This is a genomic window from Lysobacter soli, assembly GCF_009755585.1.
Lineage (GTDB): Bacteria > Pseudomonadota > Gammaproteobacteria > Xanthomonadales > Xanthomonadaceae > Lysobacter_J > Lysobacter_J soli.
This window is the reverse complement of sequence record NZ_CP046603.1, coordinates 1,256,991-1,272,881: the sequence shown is the minus strand read 5'-3', so window position 1 is coordinate 1,272,881 and position 15,891 is coordinate 1,256,991. Positions and strand designations below refer to the sequence as shown.

The window sequence follows — 15,891 nt, the reverse complement described above, 5'->3', positions numbered from 1 at the left end:
AGCCACCCCGAGCGATCGGGGTGGCTTTCTTGCGGATGCGCGACGCGTTCGCGCGATGGCGTTACGCCCGATGGTAGGGATGGTTCGCCAGCAACGCCGCCGCGCGATACAGCTGTTCTGCGGCGACCAGGCGCACCAGCATGTGCGGCAACGTGAGCGGGCCGAGCGACCACGATTCGTCGCCGCGCGCGATCACGTCCGGCGCGTGGCCTTCAGGGCCGCCAATCAGGAAGGCAAGATCGCGCCCCTGCGCGCGCCAGTGTTCGAGCCGCTGCGCGAGCTGTTCCGAGGACCACGGCTTGCCGCGCCCGTCCAGCGTCACCACCAGTGCATTCTTCGGCAATGCGGCGATCACGCGCGCACCTTCGTCCTGCATCGCGCGCACGGCATCGCGACCCTTGCCGCGCAGCCCGGGCTCGACTTCCACCAGCTCCAGCGGCAACCAGTGCGACAAACGCTTCTGGTATTCGCCGAAGCCCTCGGCGACCCAGCGCGGCGCGCGTTCGCCCACGGCGATCAACTTGGCTTTCATGGTTTCGCGTCCATCGGTGAGATGGTAACCGCGCTGCGTCACGATCCGCCGCGTTGACGCGCGCGTGTCATCGAAACGCCATCCCGCGCTCCCAGCATTCGGGCTTCCCCCAGCCCCGCAGGAGATGCAGATGGACGCATTCGGTTCCTCCCGCCGCCAGGTTCTCAAAGGCAGCGCCGCCGCGATGGCGGTCGGCGCCATCGGCACGCTCGGCGCGTTGTACACACGCCAGGCGCTCGCCGGCGGCGATCCGACCCGCCTGTCGCCGATTCCGAGCCGCTACGGTCCGCTCGCCCCCGTCGCCGATCGCAGCACCGGGCTGCCGCTGCTGCAGCTGCCGCGCGGTTTCAGCTACCGCTCCTTCGGCTGGTCGGGCGACGTGATGAGCGATGGCCAGCCCTGCCCCGATCGCCACGACGGCATGGCGGTCGTCGCGGTGCGCAAACCCGGTCGCGGTCGCTTCGATCGCGATGGCCGCGGTAATGGACACGGGCACGGCCACGAGCTGGTGCTGATCCGCAACCACGAACGCGGCGGCGCTACGCCGATCAACGCGCCGGGCATGTACGACACCGGCGACATCGGCGGCGGCCAGCGCGCGGGCGGCGGCACGACCACGCTCACGCATCGCAACGGCGAATGGCACGGCATCGAGGCGAGCCTCGGCGGCACGCTGGTCAACTGCGCCGGCGGTCCGACGCCGTGGGGCACATGGCTGAGCTGCGAGGAGATCAAGACCGACGCTGCATCCAGCACCGGCCGCAAGCACGGTTACGTGTTCGAAGTGCATGCCGACGCCGAACGCACCAGCGGTCGCCCGCTCGTCGGCCTGGGCCGTTTCAGCCACGAAGCGGTTGCGGTCGATCCGCGTACCGGCATCGTCTATCTCACTGAGGACGACCGGAACAAGGCCGGCCTGTACCGCTTCATCCCGAATGATCGCGCCGGCCGCTACGGCTCGCTCGAACACGGCGGCCGCCTGCAGGCCGCGCGTGTGCGCGGCAAGCGCAATGCCGACCTGACGGTGGCGAAGATCGGCGACGAGTACGCCCTGGATTGGGTCGACATCGCCGATCCGGACCTGGACAGCATCGTCGCGCCGGCTGGATTCCCCGATGTCTCTGCGGGCGAAACGCTCAGCGGTCCTTTCGCGCAGGCCTGGGCCGACGGCGCGCTGCGCATGAGCCGCGGCGAAGGCATCTGGCACAGCTACGGGAAGATGTTCATCGTCGACACCAGCACCGGCGTGGACGATCAGGGACGCCGCGGTCGCGGCAACGGTTCGGTGTGGGTGCTCGATCTGGTGACGCAGCGCATCCGCGCACTCTTCGTCAGCGGCAACCAGCTCGCCGCGCACAATCCCGACAACATCACCGTCAGCGCGCGCGGTGGCGTGCTGCTGTGCGAGGACGGCGGCGAGAGCCCGGACGAATACGGCCCCGGCGCGCGCCTCATCGGCCTCACGCGCCAGGGCGAGTCGTTCTACTTCTGCAAGAACAACATCGAGCTGACGTCCACGCAGATCGGCAACGCCGGCAAGACGATCGCCGAAGGCGATTATCGCGACAGCGAATTCTGCGGCGCCTGCTGGGATCCGTGGAGCCGCACGATGTTCGTGAACATCCAGACGCCGGGCATTACGTTCGCAATCACCGGGCCGTGGGAACGCGGGCATCTCTGAACGCCGCATCGCGCGGAATGTGCGAAACATGCGGGGCACATGCAAAAACGAGAACGGCGCCTCGCGGCGCCGTTCTCGTTCAAGCGTGACGGACGCGAGGCGTCAGAAACGCCCTTCGGCGTCCGTCTCGACTTCGTCCTCTTCCGCTTCCGGCGGCTGGTCGCCGACCGTCCACAGGCGCTCGAGGGCGTAGAACTCGCGCACGCGCGGCAGCATCACGTGCACCACCACGTCGCCCAGGTCGACGAGCACCCACTCGGCCTCGCGCTCGCCTTCCACGCCCAGCGGCTGGACGTCGAGGTTCTTGGCGAACTTGACGACTTCGTCGGCGATGGACTTCACGTGCCGGGTCGAAGTGCCCGAAGCGATGACCATGTAGTCGGTAACGCTGCTCTTGCCGCGCACGTCGATTTCGGTGACGTCGCGCGCCTTGAGTTCCTCCACGGCCGCATGCACGGTCTTCAGCAGGACATCCACCGGCGGCGGCGGGTTGGGCAGGCGGGTCTTGATGACTTGCGCTTCGGTACTCAAGGGGCGATGGCTCTCTTGGGGGATTGCAGTGCCCGGGGATTATAACGAAGCCGGCGTGACGCCCCGGACGCCGTACAGCCCATGGCGGCGGATGTATTCGGCCACGGCCGGCGGGACGCCCGCCTCCCACGGCTCGCCGGCGGCCATGCGACGGCGGAGCTCGGTGGACGACTCCGGGCGTTCACGATGCAGCGGGAAAACGGCCAGTCCGCCGGCCGGCGCGCCATTCAGGCTTTCGGCGGGGCGGCGACGCGGCCCGATCCCGGCTTCGATCTCCGGCGCCGCCGCGGCGACGGCGACCGGCTCCAGGTGCGATCCCGGCCGCGCGACCACCAGCACGTGGGCCAGGTCGAACAGCTCGCGCCAGCGGTGCCAGGTGTTCAGCTGCAGCAGCGAATCGCCGCCGATCATCCATACCAGCGGCATTTCAGGGCCGAGTTCCGCACGGAGCCCGCGCAGCGTGTCGACGGTGTACGACGGTCCGTCGCGATGGAGTTCGCGACGATCGACCTTCAGACCCGGCTCGCCGGCGATGGCCAGGTCGAGCATGCGCGCACGCGCTTCGGCGTCGGCGTGCGTGGCGTCCTTGTGGGGAGGATCGGCCGCTGGCACGAGGAAGACCTGTGCGCCCAGCGCGTCGCGCACTTCACAGGCGACCGAAAGATGGCCCGCATGCACCGGATCGAAGGTTCCGCCGTAGTAAACGCGCAGGCTCATGCGCCGTGGCGTCAGCAGACCAGCAGGCGCGCCGCGCGCGGTTCGGCCACGGCGAGCAGCAGGCGTTCGAGCGCCAGCCACGCATCGACGGGTTCTTCGCCGTAACGCGGGCGACCCTTGGCAATGCGGTCGACGCGGCCGGCTTCGGCGACGAACGCGTCCCAGCGCGGCGACGCATGACGCGCCAGCGCACGCTTGTACATCGGCTGCTTTGAATCCCAGATGCGCTGCGCCTTGAATTCCGAGGCGAGATTGCCGCCGCGTGCCTGCACGCGGGCGAGCGCGGCGGCGCGCTGCAGTTCCATCACGATCATGCCGAGCAGTCCCGGCACGGCTTCGCCTTCGGCGCGAAGTCCAGCGAGCATGCGCGACACCTGCGCGCCCTGCCCGTTCATCGCCGCATCGACGAGGCGGAACACGTCGTAGCGCGCCGCATCGGCGACGAGCTGCGCCATGCGTTCGCGATCCAGCGTCTGTCCGTCGGACAGCAGCGCGAGCTTGTCGATCTCCTGCGCGGCCGCGAGCAGGTTGCCTTCGACACGCTCGGCAAGGCTCTGCACGGCATCGTGTTCGGCGCGCAGGCCGCGCGCGCGCAGGCGCTTCTCGATCCAGTCGGTCAGCTCGTGCGGCTTGACCTGCCACGCGATGGCGACCTGGCCGATACGCCCGATCGCCTCGCTCCACTTGCCGCCGTGCTGCTTGCTCCACTCGCCGGCGGTGATCAGCAGCGTGACGTCCTGCGGTGGATCGGCGCAGAAATCGGCGATGACTTCCGCGCCTTCCTTGCCCGGCTTGCCGCTGGGCAGGCGCAGTTCGACGAGGCGGCGGCTGGCGAACAGGCTCGGCGCACGGAACGTCGCCGACAACGCATTCCAGTCGGGTTCGCGCTGGTTGCCTTCGGCCTCGAACACCTCGCGTTCGGCGATGCCGGCCCGGCGCGCGGCGGTGCGCACCGCGTCGGCGGCTTCGAGGACGCGCAGCGGCTCGGGGCCGGCGATCAGGTACGCCGGATGCAGCGCGGCGGGCTCGGGCCGGTCGAGGCCAAGCTGCGCGACGAGTTGCTCCGGACGCAGTTCCATCAGGGCGTGGTCGTGTCCGAGGTCGGCGGCGGAGTGACTTCGGTCGGCGCGGCGGCGGCCGCGGTCGTGGCGTGGCGCGCCACCGCGTCGAGGCGGCGCAACACGGAGGCGACCATTTCGCGACGCATTTCGCCCTGCAGGATCTCTCGCTCGCCTTCGGTACCGATGGCCTGCACGGGGTTGGACACGTAATCGCGCGCCAGCTCGATCGTCTGGCGCGGGACGATGGCCGTGCCATCGGGGCGACGCAGTTCGAACGTGACCGCGTAGCGCAGTGAGTACTCCTGCGCGCGGCCGAGTTCGTCCAGGCTGATCGGGCGATCGCCCCACTGTTCGGCCATAAGGTCGAGCACGGTGGCGTCGGTGGTGCGCTCGGTCGCGGGAACGGCGCCGGCACGCGTGAGCGCCTGCGCGAGCGATTCGGCCAGCGGGCTGTAGCGGTCCACGGACACGACCCGGACCGGACCGAGATCCGGCGGCAGCACCAGCGCGCTGCGCAGATGGAAGCCGCAGGCCGTCAGGGTCAACGCGAGGGCGACGGGGATGGCGCGCTTGAGCAGGGAACGAAGGGTCATGGGCGAAGTCTGGAGGAGGCTGCCAGCGCGGGCAAGCCGCGGGCGGGCGGGTTCATTCATCACGTGCGAACGCGCAGTGTCTACGGCGCAGGGGGAATTCGGCGTCGTTGCCGAGTCCGCCATCACGTTCCCGCCATCACGGCGCAGGCCGGGGGCCGCTATGTGCACCGCTCCTGGCCTGGGTCCCGGCTTTCGCCGGGATGATGTGCGCGGGTGCAGCCGCACCTGCGCACCAGATCGGCCAGGAGGCCGCCGAAGGCGGCTACCCCGCGACCACGTTGACGATCTTCCCCGGCACCACGATCACCTTGCGCACCGTCAGGCCTTCCATGAACTTGGCGACGTTCGGTTCGGCCAGCGCGAGGCGCTCGACTTCGGCCTTGTCCAGGTTCACCGGCACCTCGATCGTACCGCGCAGCTTGCCATTGACCTGCACCGCCAGCGTCACTGCGTCGCGCGTGAGCGCGGCGGGATCGGCGACCGGGAACGGCACGTCCTCCAGCAGCGTTTCCGCGTGACCCAGCGCCTGCCACAGCGCGTGGCAGACGTGAGGCGTCACCGGATTGAGCAGCAGCACCATCGCCTGCAACGCTTCGTGGCGCACGGCGCGACCGGCATCGCTCATGTCGTCGAACTTCGACACGTGGTTGAGCAGTTCCATCAGCGCGGCGATCGCGGTGTTGAAGCTGTGGCGGCGGCCGTAATCGTCACCGACCTTCTGGATCGTCTCGTGCAGCTGACGACGCAACGTCTTCTGCGCGGCATCGAGTTGCGCGCCGCCGGCGAGCAGCGATGCGACATCGGGATGATCCGGCTGCGACACGTGCGTCACCACTTCGCGCCAGAAGCGGCGCAGGAAACGCGCCATGCCTTCGACACCGGCTTCGTTCCACTCCAGCGACTGCTCCGGCGGCGCGGCGAACATCGAGAACAGGCGCACCGTGTCGGCGCCGTACTTGCCGACCATCAGCTGCGGATCGACGCCGTTGTTCTTCGACTTCGACATCTTTTCCGTGCCGCCGATGACGACGGGCTTGCCGTCGGCTTTCAGCGTCGCGCCGGTGATGCGGCCGCGTTCGTCGCGGATGACCTCGACATCGGCCGGGTTGATCCAGTCCTTCGAGCCGTCTTCGTGATCGCGATAGAAGGTTTCGGCGATGACCATGCCCTGCGTCAGCAGGTTCGTCGCCGGCTCATCGCTGTTGACCAGGCCCTGGTCGCGCATGAGCTTGTGGTAGAAGCGGAAATACAGCAGGTGCAGGATCGCGTGCTCGATGCCGCCGATGTACTGGTCCACCGGGGTCCAGTACTTCGCGCGCTCGTCGACCTGCTGCTGCGCGCCCGGCGAGGTGTAACGAGCGTAGTACCAGCTCGACTCCATGAAGGTGTCGAAGGTGTCGGTTTCGCGCTCGGCCGCGCCACCGCATTGCGGGCAGGTGGTCTTGCGCCATTCGGGGTCGGACTTGATCGGCGAGGTGACGCCGGAGAACGCGACGTCTTCCGGCAGCACGACCGGCAGCTGGTCTTCCGGCACCGGCACGTCGCCGCACTTGCCGCACAGGATGACGGGAATCGGGCAGCCCCAGTAACGCTGGCGGCTCACGCCCCAGTCGCGCAGGCGGTAGTTCACGCGACGCTGGCCGCGACCGTCGGCTTCGAAACGCGTGGCGAACGCGTCCAGCGCCTGCTGGAAATCCATGCCGTCGAATTCGCCCGAATTCACCAGCCAGCCGCGTTCGGTGTACGCGCCCTCTTCCTGGATGCGACGTTCGAATTCCTTGACGACCTGCACCGCGGCCGTCGTGCCGTACACGTCGGCCGATGCGCCTTCGCCGAGCGCGCTGCTCATCGCGTCCTCGTGCTTGGCGAGGTCGCCGGCGATCTCGTTCACCGCGTCGCGCACTTCCGGCGGCACGATCACCATGCGCACCGGCAGCGAATACTTGCGCGCGAATTCCCAGTCGCGTTCGTCGTGGCCCGGCACCGCCATCACCGCGCCGGTGCCGTAGTTCATCAGCACGAAGTTGGCGACGTAGACCGGCATGTTCTCGCCGGTGATCGGGTGGATCGCGCTCAGACCGGTGTAGCGGCCGCGCTTTTCCTGCGTTTCCAGCTCGGCTTCGGTGACACCGCCCTTCTTCAGGTCGTCGAGGAACGCGGCGAGTTCGGCATCCTTTTCTGCGGCCAGACGCGCGAGCGGATGCTCGCCGGCGATCGACACGAACGTCACGCCCATCAGCGTGTCCGGGCGCGTGGTGAACACGTGCAGCGGATCAAACGCGTTGCCGTCGCCGTCGACCACATCGAAGCGGATTTCCAGGCCTTCGCTGCGGCCGATCCAGTTGCGCTGCATCGTCTTGACCGCATCCGGCCAGCCGGGCAGCGCGTCCAGGCCGTCGAGCAGTTCCTGCGCGTAGTCGGTGATCTTGAGGAACCACTGCGGGATCTCGCGCTTTTCCACCAGCGCGCCGGTGCGCCAGCCGCGGCCGTCGATCACCTGCTCGTTGGCCAGCACGGTCTGGTCGACCGGATCCCAGTTCACGACGGAATTCTTGCGGTACGCCAGGCCCTGCTTCATCAGGCGCACGAACATGCGCTGCTCGTGCACGTAGTACGACGGCTGGCAGGTTGCGAACTCGCGCGACCAGTCGATGGCGTAGCCCATCTGCTGCAGCTGCGCCTTCATGTGCGCGATGTTGGCGTAGGTCCACTTCGCCGGCGCGGTCCTGTTCTTGATCGCGGCGTTCTCGGCCGGGAGGCCGAAGGCGTCCCAGCCCATCGGCTGCAGGACGTTGTGGCCGGTCATGCGCTTGTAGCGGCTGATGACGTCGCCGATGGTGTAGTTGCGCACGTGGCCCATGTGCAGCGCACCCGACGGATACGGCAGCATCGACAGGCAGTAATACTTGGGCTTGTCCGACGCCTCGTTCACCTCGAAGGCGCGCGTGCCCTCCCAGAAGCGTTGCGCATCGCCCTCGATGGCCTGCGGGTCGTAGGGGCGGGTTTCGTTTGCGGCTTCGGCGGACACGGCGTTCGGAAGGCGGGGGAAAGAACCGCCAAGCCTACCGCAGCGCAGCAAGGCCCGCCACGCGAGGCCGGCGCGGCCTGCGCTTGGCGCCGGAAGCTGCGCCGCAGGTCTCCTTCGCGCCCGCGCCCGTGTGCTTCAATCGACGGTTCCAGGGGATCGAAACCACACGGGGAGTCGTACGTGCTCAAGCCGCTCAGCCTTGCCTTGCTTGCCGCCATCGCCAGCATTCCAGTCCACGCAGAGGCCCAGACCGCCGCGCCCGCGAAGGACGCCGCGCAGGCGCTCCAGTGCGGCCAGGTCTTCGACGCCCGATCCGGCAAACTCACCGGGCCGCAGACGCTGCTGGTGCGCAACGGCAAGATCGAACAGGTCATCGGTGGCGCCAGTGCGGACGTCGCCGGCGCCACGCGCGTGGACCTGAGCGGCCACACCTGCATGCCCGGCTGGACCGACCTGCACGTGCACCTGGGCAGCCAGTCGAGCCCGCAGAGCTATTCCGAAGGCTTCCGCCTCGACGATGTCGATTACGCCTTCCGTTCGGTCGATTACGCGAAGAAGACGCTGATGGCCGGCTTCACCAGCGTGCGCGACCTCGGCGGCGAAGTCAGCCCGCACCTGCGCGACGCGATCAACCAGGGCCTGGTGTCCGGCCCGCGCATCTGGGCGGCGGGCAAGTCGATCGCGACCACCGGCGGCCACGCCGATCCCACCAACGGCTACAACGACGCGCTCTCGCACCTGATCGGCCCGCCGGGTCCGACCGAAGGCGTCATCAACTCCATCGACGACGCGCGCCAGGCCGTGCGCCAGCGCTACAAGGAAGGCAGCGACGTCATCAAGATCACCGCGACCGGCGGCGTGCTGTCGTACGCGAAGTCCGGCGATGCGCCGCAGTTCACCGTCGAGGAAGTGAAGGCCATCGTCGACACCGCGAAGGACTACGGCTATCGGGTCGCCGCGCACGCGCACGGCGAGGAAGGCATGAAGCGCGCTGTGCTCGGCGGCGTGACGTCGATCGAGCACGGCACCTACATGAGCGACGAGGTGATGAAGCTCATGAAGCAGCACGGCACCTGGTACGTGCCGACGATCTACGCCGGTCGTTTCGTCGCCGACAAGGCGAAGATCGACGGCTACTTCCCCGATGTCGTGCGCCCGAAGGCGCAGCGCATCGGCGCACTGATCCAGCAGACCGCCGCCAACGCCTACAAGAACGGCGTGAAGATCGCCTTCGGCACGGACATGGGCGTGGGCCCGCACGGCGACAACGCGCGCGAGTTCATCTACATGGTCGAAGCGGGAATCCCGGCGCCGGTGGCGTTCCAGGCCGCCACGATCCGCGCCGCCGAAGTGCTCGGCGTCGACGACCAGGGCGTGATCGAAGTCGGCAAGCGCGCCGATATCGTCGCCGTGCCGGGCAATCCGCTGGAAGACATCCAGCAGGTGATGAAGGTCGACTTCGTGATGAAGGACGGCGCGGTGTTTCGCACGCCGGAAGCCTGATCCTCGCGCCCTCTCCGGCTCGTGCCGGGGAGGGCCGCGGCGTCAGGCGATGCGGATCACGCCGCCGCTCCGGGACGCCACGACGACGCACACCAGCCACGCGAGCAGCACGACGCGCTGCGCGATCGGCCCGGCGAACACCGGAAACGCGTTGAGCAGCACCACGACCGTGCCGGCGATGACGAACGCGATCGACACGCCGCGCCAGATGCGATCGCGCAGCAGGCCGGCGCCCAGCACGAGCGCGCCCGCCGCGAACGCCAGCCACCACAGCAGCCACATCGTCGCGTGGCGTTGGCTGATGGGACCGTCGAGGTCGGCCGGATCCAGCCGCCACACGCCCTGCGCGGCGAAGGCCAGCGCCGACAGCGCCAGCATCCAGCAACCGATTCCCGCCCAGCGCGCGGCACCGACCGGCAATCGCGCCCGCAGTCGAACGAATACCCACGCGGCCAGCAGCCCCGGGGCGATGAAGCCCAGCAGGTTGAACGCCGAAGCGCCGGGGACGTCGGCCGCGCCGAGCAACCCCAGCGGGTGCTGCGCATGCGAGAACGCGGCGTGCGTGGCCGCGAAGCCCGCCACCGCGATCGCGCAGCATGCGGCGGCGAGCCAGCCGGCGTGACGGTCGAACGAAGCCGGGGACGGGACGGTCGGACGGTTCATGCCGGCATGCTAGCGTGACGACCCGCTCCGCGCCTGCTTGGCAGACGCAGGCGCCGCCCCCATTTCCCCAGCATCGCCGAACGAGCCCGCGAGCCTTCCGAATGACGATTTCCGACGCTACCGCCAACGCCCACGTCTTCGACGCCACCGCCGACAATTTCGAGGCCGAAGTCCTGCAGAAATCGATGCAGGTGCCGGTCCTGGTGGATTTCTGGGCCGAATGGTGTGGGCCGTGCAAGACGCTCGGACCGATCCTGGAGAAGCTGGCCGCCGACTACCACGGCGCCTTCCGCCTGGCGAAGGTCGACGTCGACAAGGAACAGCAGCTCGCCGGGGCGTTCCAGGTCCGCTCGATCCCGACCGTGTTCCTGGTGAAGGACGGCCAACTGGTCGACGGTTTCCCGGGCGCGCTGCCCGAGGGCCAGCTGCGCGAGTTCCTGACCCACCACGGCATCCAGCCGGCTGACGCGGCCGCCGACGACGACGCCGCGCCTGAGGCCGAGGCCGCCCCCGTCGACCTGCACGCCGAAGTCGTGCGTCTTCGCCACGAGTCCGACGCCGCGCCGGACAACGCCGAACTCAAGCTCGACCTCGCCCTCGCCCTGCTCCGCACCGGCGCCGCGCAGGAAGCCGAGCAGCTGCTCGACGCCCTGCCGGCGAACCTCGCCACCGACGACCGGACCGTCCGCGCCCGCTCGCGGCTGGGCTTCGCCGCCCTGCTGAAGGACGCGCCGCCGGCGGAGGTGCTCGAAGCGGCCATCGCCAGCAATCCGGACGACCTGCGCGCCCGCCACCTGCTCGGCGCGCTGAAGATCGTCGACGGCGACGCGCAGGCGGGTCTGGAGCAGTTCATCGAGATGCTCCGTCGCGACAAGGCCTACGAGGACGGCCTGCCTCGCAAGGCGCTGATCGATGCCTTCCGGGTCGTCGAGGACGAAGACCTCGTCGGCCAGTACCGCCGCAAGATGTCCTCGCTGCTGTTCTGAGCGGGTAGCCGCCCCACGGCTGGATCAATACGCATCCGTATGGCAGGCTGTGCGTCCCCTACGCACAGCCCGTCGAATGAAAGCCAGCGTCCTGCGTCGCGGCCTGAACCTCTGGCCGCCGTTCCTCTTCAGCGGCATCCACGTCACCGCCATCACCGCCGATTACCACCATGCGCACGTCGAGCTGCGCATGCGGCCCTGGAACCGGAACTACGTCGGCACGCACTTCGGCGGCAGCCTCTTCGCGATGACCGACCCGTTCTGGATGCTGCTCACCATGCAGTCGCTGGGGCGCGAATACTGGGTCTGGGACAAGGCCGGCGAGATCGAATTCGTGAAGCCCGGCCGCGGCACGGTGCATGCGGATTTCCGCCTGCGCGACGACGTCCTCGACGAACTGCGCGCGGCCACCGCGAACGGTGAAAAAACGTTGCGATGGTTTGACACCGATATCACCGACGCCAGCGGCGACGTCGTCGCGCGCGTGCGCAAGCAGCTGTACGTCCGGCGCAAACCGGCGCACCGCGAGAACGGCGACGCAGAGTGACCGCGGCACAAAACGCCCAAAAATGCCCGTAAAAACAGGGCTGTTCGGCAAAAACTGACGCTGCGCGTCATCACGCCGCGGCAACGACCTTGCGCACATGGTGGTTGTGATGCGCACGTCGTGAGCTTTCCCCTCTCTCGGCGTATGCTCCTGCTTCGCGACAGGGGGCCGCGATGTCCGGTTCTGCAGGCAACAACGACAACGCATCGCCATTGCCGGAAATCGCCGGTTATCGCCTGCACAAGGTGATCAACCACGGTGGCATGTCGACCGTATACCTGGGTCACCAGCTCGCGCTGCAACGCGAGGTGGCGATCAAGGTCATGCTGCCTGTCGCACTCGCCGACGAAGTCAGCCGTCGCCGCTTCGAGAACGAAGTGCGCACGATCGCGCGGCTGGAACATCCCAACATCGTCGGCATCTTCGAAGTCGGCCGCACCTACGACGGCCTGCCCTACTACGCGATGCCCTACCTCCCGCGCGGCCACCTCGGCCAGCGCGACCTGAGCAAGAACGAACCGCGTGCGATCGACATCGCGCTGACGTTGCTGTCGGCGCTGGACTACGCGCACTCGCGCGGCGTCGTGCACCGCGACGTGAAGGCCGAGAACGTCCTGTTCGACGAAAGCGAGCGCGTGCTGCTGGCCGACTTCGGCATCGCGCTGCGCCGCGGGTTCGGACCGCGCGTGACCACCGCCGGCCTTGCCGTCGGCAGCACCGCGTACATGGCACCGGAACAGGCGCGCGGCGAGGACGTGGACGGCCGCGCCGACCTGTACAGCATGGCGGTGCTGCTGTGGGAAATGCTCACCGGGCGTCTTCCGTTCGAAGCGGCCGATGCGCTGTCGATGGCGGTGATGCACGCGCAGGATCCGATCCCGAAACTGCCGCATCACCTGCGCCACTGGCAGCGCTTCATGAACCGCGGCCTCGCGAAGCAGGCGGCAAGCCGCTTCCAGGACGCCGCGCAGATGGCCGACGCCGTCCGCGCCGTGCAGCAGCGCAAGCCCTGGACGCCCGCACTGGAAACATTGCGACGCCTGCGCCCCACGCAGCGCTGGGCGATGCCGGTGTGGGCGACCGTCGGCGTGACGGCGGTGACGCTGGTCGTGCTCGCCTTCAGTTTCGACCGTGGCGACGAAACGCCGCCGGCGACGCCCGTCGCGCCGATCGCCACCGCTCCGAACGCGACGCCGTCGGCCGATCCGACCGCTGCGATGCTGCAACCGCTGCCCGAGGCACCGCTGCAGCACGCGCTCGAAGACGCCCGCCAGCAGATCGCGCGCGGCCGACTGACCGAGCCGCAGGACGCCAATGCGTTCGACAGCGTGCTGCTCGCGTGGCACACCGACAGCACGCATCCCGATGTCGCCGCCGCCATCGAGCAGCTCACCGGCGCCTTCTCCGAACACATCGTGCGCGCGGTGAAAGACGGGAAGGACGAGCGCGCGCTCGACCTGCATTCGCGCGCGATCGCACTGGGCCAGCAGACCGGCACGGCGAACTCGCCGGCGCAGCAGAAGCTGCGCGACGCCACCGGAGCCGCACTCGAAGCGCGCCTGCAGCAGTCGGTGAAGCGTCGCGACGGCGCCGACGTGCAGCGCCTCACCGCGCTGGCCGACAAGATGGAACTGCCGCGCAAGTTCGACGCGCGCCTGCTCGCGCAGGCGAAGGCGTTGCCGAAGGGCCTGGCGCGCGGCGCGACGCTCGACACCGCTTCGCAAAGCAGCGCGAAGGTCAGCGTGGCGCTCACGCCGCGGCCGGTGAGCCGCCGCGAATACGCGCGCTTCGCCGCCGCCAACGGGCGCGAACCGGCGCTGTGCCGCGAACGCGCGTCGCTGCTGCGCATGCTCGATCCGCGCGACTGGCAGCAGCCCGGCTTCAAGCAGGGCGAAAACGATCCGGTGGTGTGCATCTCGCTGGAAGATGCGCAGGCGTACGCGCAGTGGTACAGCGCGCAGACTGGTCGACGCTACCGTCTGCCCAGCGCAGAGGAAATCACGCAGACGCCGGCTGACATGGACGGCCGCGCGGTCTCGCTGTGGCTGCGTGACTGCGGCCAGAACTGCCAGCAACGCCAGGTGGCGGGCAATTCGTGGCGCAGCCGCCAGGAAGAACGCACGCTGCCCGCGTCGCGCGGCTACGACGACGTGGGCTTCCGGCTCGTCCGCGAGCGCTGAGAGCCCGCGCAGGTGGTGCCGCCACGCGGCGCAACGAATGGCCCGCGAAGGCCCGCCCGTTCGGTCTTACAATCCGCGCCATGCCGAACTCCCCCGACTCCCCCGCCGCCGCGCCGATCCGGCCCGCGGCGCCCAAGCCGAGCCTGCAGAAGCTCTTCCTCACGGGCCTGTTGACCCTGCTGCCGATCTGGCTGACGTGGGTCGTGGTCAAGTTCGTGTTCGTGATGCTGTCGGACATCAGCGCGCCGCTGATCGGCCCGGTGCTGGAGAACCTCGCCAACACCAACCGACAGCTGGCGTGGCTCGACGAACCGTGGGTCCGCACGGTGCTCGCGCTGCTGGCGACGCTCGCGGTGATCCTGTTCGCCGGCGTGATGGCGCGCCGCGTGATCGGCCAGCGCCTGCTGCGCTGGTTCGAGGCGCTGATCCAGCGCATTCCGCTGGCGAGCATCGTGTATTCGAGCGCGCGCCAGCTGCTGGACATCCTGCAGACCAAGCCCGACGGCACGCAGCGCGTGGTGCTGGTGGATTTCCCGCACAAGGAAATGAAGTCGATTGGTTTCGTCACGCGCGTGATCCGCGAACACGGCACCGGGCGCGAACTGGCCGCGGTGTACGTGCCGACCACGCCGAATCCGACGTCGGGCTACCTCGAGATCGTGCCGGTGGAGAAGATCACGCCGACCGACTGGAGCGTGGACCAGGCGATGAGCTTCATCATTTCCGGCGGCGCCGTCGCGCCGGACACGATTCCGTTCTCGCCACCCTCTGCGGTGGAAAAATCGCCGTAAGCCGGCAGACCACGTAAACCGCGCCAAGGGGAAAGCGCAGTGAGCCAATCCGTGCCCGCATCCGTTCCGCCCGTGGCCGTCGCGCGCACGCTCGACGATCGCGCGGTGCGGTTGTTCATCATCCTCGCCGCGTTCTTCTGCGTGAACGCGGTGCTGGCCGAATTCATTGGCGTGAAGATCTTCGCGCTGGAAGACACCCTAGGCATCGAGCCTCTGCAGTGGAACCTGTTCGGTCAGTCGGGCTCGCTGAGCTTCACCGCCGGCACGCTGCTCTGGCCGGTGGTGTTCCTGATGACCGACGTCATCAACGAGTTCTTCGGCCGTCGCGGCGTGCGGATGATTTCGTACCTCGCCGCCGGGCTGATCGTGTACGGCTTCCTCTTCGCCTTCGCGGCGATCGCGCTCGCACCCGCCGACTGGTGGGTGAAGGCCGCGCAGGCGCAGGGCGTGGCCGATTACCAGGCGGCGTTCGCGGCGGTGTTCGGCCAGGGCATGTGGACGATCGCCGGTTCGCTGGTCGCCTTCATCATCGGCCAGCTGATCGACGTGGCGGTGTTCCATCGCATCCGCAGCGTCACCGGCGAGAAGCACGTGTGGCTGCGCGCGACGGGCTCGACCGCGGTGTCGCAACTGGTCGATAGCTTCGTCGTGCTCTACATCGCCTTCGTGCTGGGCCCGCAGAAGTGGCCGACGTCGCTGTTCCTCGCGGTGAGTACGGTGAACTACGCGTACAAGATGCTGGCCGCCGTGGCGCTGATCCCGCTGATCTACGTGGTGCGCGCGGGGATCATCCGTTACCTCGGCGAGAAGCGCGCGCACGAACTGCGCGAGCAGGCGGCGGCGTAGTACGCGGCATACCCGTGTGCGTCATCCCCGCGCAGGCGGGGATCCAACCTTCCGAACCACCACGCTTTCGGCAAGCGTGATACGCCTGCACGCTGGCTTCCCGCCTGCGCGGGAATGACGACTTTTCTTCGGGCGCGCTGGTCGACACCGCTGCGCGAGCGCTCCGCAAAACGCGACGGACGCCGCGTCCGCATGACCTTCGGCCCATGCCGCCCCCCGAGCCGGCGGGCGA

General features: G+C 68.7%; 14 protein-coding genes. 7 read left to right on the top strand and 7 right to left on the bottom strand.

Annotated elements, in window-relative coordinates:
* Positions 1 to 61: 61 nt before the first annotated feature.
* On the bottom strand, positions 62 to 532 hold the full coding sequence (gene rlmH, locus GOY17_RS05915) for a 23S rRNA (pseudouridine(1915)-N(3))-methyltransferase RlmH (protein WP_115841042.1): 471 nt from the start codon (positions 530 to 532) through the stop codon (positions 62 to 64).
* 130 nt (positions 533 to 662) lie between these two features.
* On the opposite strand from rlmH, the gene GOY17_RS05910 reads away from it, so the two are divergent.
* Positions 663 to 2,213 carry an alkaline phosphatase PhoX gene (locus tag GOY17_RS05910; protein ID WP_157029677.1) on the top strand — a complete coding sequence of 517 codons (1,551 nt, stop codon included), beginning with the start codon at positions 663 to 665 and terminating at the stop codon, positions 2,211 to 2,213.
* A gap of 102 nt (positions 2,214 to 2,315) precedes the next feature.
* Here the strand turns inward: GOY17_RS05910 and rsfS are convergent, their stop codons facing one another.
* The 5 genes from rsfS to leuS form a co-directional block, all read right to left on the bottom strand.
* On the bottom strand, positions 2,316 to 2,744 hold the full coding sequence (gene rsfS / locus GOY17_RS05905; protein ID WP_157029676.1) for a ribosome silencing factor: 429 nt from the start codon (positions 2,742 to 2,744) through the stop codon (positions 2,316 to 2,318).
* A gap of 39 nt (positions 2,745 to 2,783) precedes the next feature.
* The gene (gene nadD / locus GOY17_RS05900; RefSeq protein ID WP_157029675.1) at positions 2,784 to 3,461 is read right to left on the bottom strand and encodes a nicotinate-nucleotide adenylyltransferase; all 678 of its coding nucleotides are present in this window, start codon (positions 3,459 to 3,461) and stop codon (positions 2,784 to 2,786) included.
* An 11-nt stretch (positions 3,462 to 3,472) separates the two neighbouring features.
* Entirely contained in the window at positions 3,473 to 4,540 is a 1,068-nt protein-coding gene (holA, locus tag GOY17_RS05895; RefSeq protein ID WP_157029674.1) for a DNA polymerase III subunit delta, read from the bottom strand.
* Positions 4,540 to 5,115, bottom strand: a complete 576-nt coding sequence (locus GOY17_RS05890) for an LPS-assembly lipoprotein LptE (protein ID WP_157029673.1) — start codon at positions 5,113 to 5,115, stop codon at positions 4,540 to 4,542. The genes holA and GOY17_RS05890 overlap by 1 nt, the downstream gene beginning before the upstream one ends.
* A 262-nt stretch (positions 5,116 to 5,377) precedes the next feature.
* Positions 5,378 to 8,143 (bottom strand): leucine--tRNA ligase, encoded by a 2,766-nt coding sequence (leuS, locus tag GOY17_RS05885; protein WP_157029672.1) that lies wholly within the window; start codon positions 8,141 to 8,143, stop codon positions 5,378 to 5,380.
* A gap of 180 nt (positions 8,144 to 8,323) precedes the next feature.
* Between leuS and GOY17_RS05880 the strand changes: the two genes are divergently transcribed.
* Positions 8,324 to 9,646 (top strand): metal-dependent hydrolase family protein, encoded by a 1,323-nt coding sequence (locus tag GOY17_RS05880; protein WP_181902676.1) that lies wholly within the window; start codon positions 8,324 to 8,326, stop codon positions 9,644 to 9,646.
* Positions 9,647 to 9,688: 42 nt separating this feature from the next.
* Here GOY17_RS05880 and GOY17_RS05875 read toward each other — a convergent pair whose 3' ends face one another.
* Entirely contained in the window at positions 9,689 to 10,309 is a 621-nt protein-coding gene (locus GOY17_RS05875) for a DUF998 domain-containing protein (RefSeq protein ID WP_157029671.1), read from the bottom strand.
* 101 nt (positions 10,310 to 10,410) lie between these two features.
* Here GOY17_RS05875 and trxA point away from each other — a divergent pair, with 101 nt between their 5' ends.
* The 5 genes from trxA to GOY17_RS05850 all read left to right on the top strand — a co-directional run bounded on the left by trxA (position 10,411) and on the right by GOY17_RS05850 (position 15,659).
* On the top strand, positions 10,411 to 11,295 hold the full coding sequence (gene trxA / locus GOY17_RS05870; protein WP_157029670.1) for a thioredoxin: 885 nt from the start codon (positions 10,411 to 10,413) through the stop codon (positions 11,293 to 11,295).
* 76 nt (positions 11,296 to 11,371) lie between these two features.
* Complete coding sequence (locus tag GOY17_RS05865; protein WP_157029669.1) at positions 11,372 to 11,842, top strand: DUF4442 domain-containing protein; 471 nt, start codon at positions 11,372 to 11,374, stop codon at positions 11,840 to 11,842.
* Positions 11,843 to 12,015: 173 nt separating this feature from the next.
* Positions 12,016 to 14,022 (top strand): bifunctional serine/threonine-protein kinase/formylglycine-generating enzyme family protein, encoded by a 2,007-nt coding sequence (locus tag GOY17_RS05860; RefSeq protein WP_115840869.1) that lies wholly within the window; start codon positions 12,016 to 12,018, stop codon positions 14,020 to 14,022.
* 80 nt (positions 14,023 to 14,102) lie between these two features.
* Positions 14,103 to 14,813 carry a DUF502 domain-containing protein gene (locus tag GOY17_RS05855; RefSeq protein ID WP_115840870.1) on the top strand — a complete coding sequence of 237 codons (711 nt, stop codon included), beginning with the start codon at positions 14,103 to 14,105 and terminating at the stop codon, positions 14,811 to 14,813.
* Between the two features lie 72 nt (positions 14,814 to 14,885).
* Entirely contained in the window at positions 14,886 to 15,659 is a 774-nt protein-coding gene (locus tag GOY17_RS05850) for a queuosine precursor transporter (RefSeq protein WP_157031613.1), read from the top strand.
* The last annotated feature ends 232 nt before the right edge of the window (positions 15,660 to 15,891 follow it).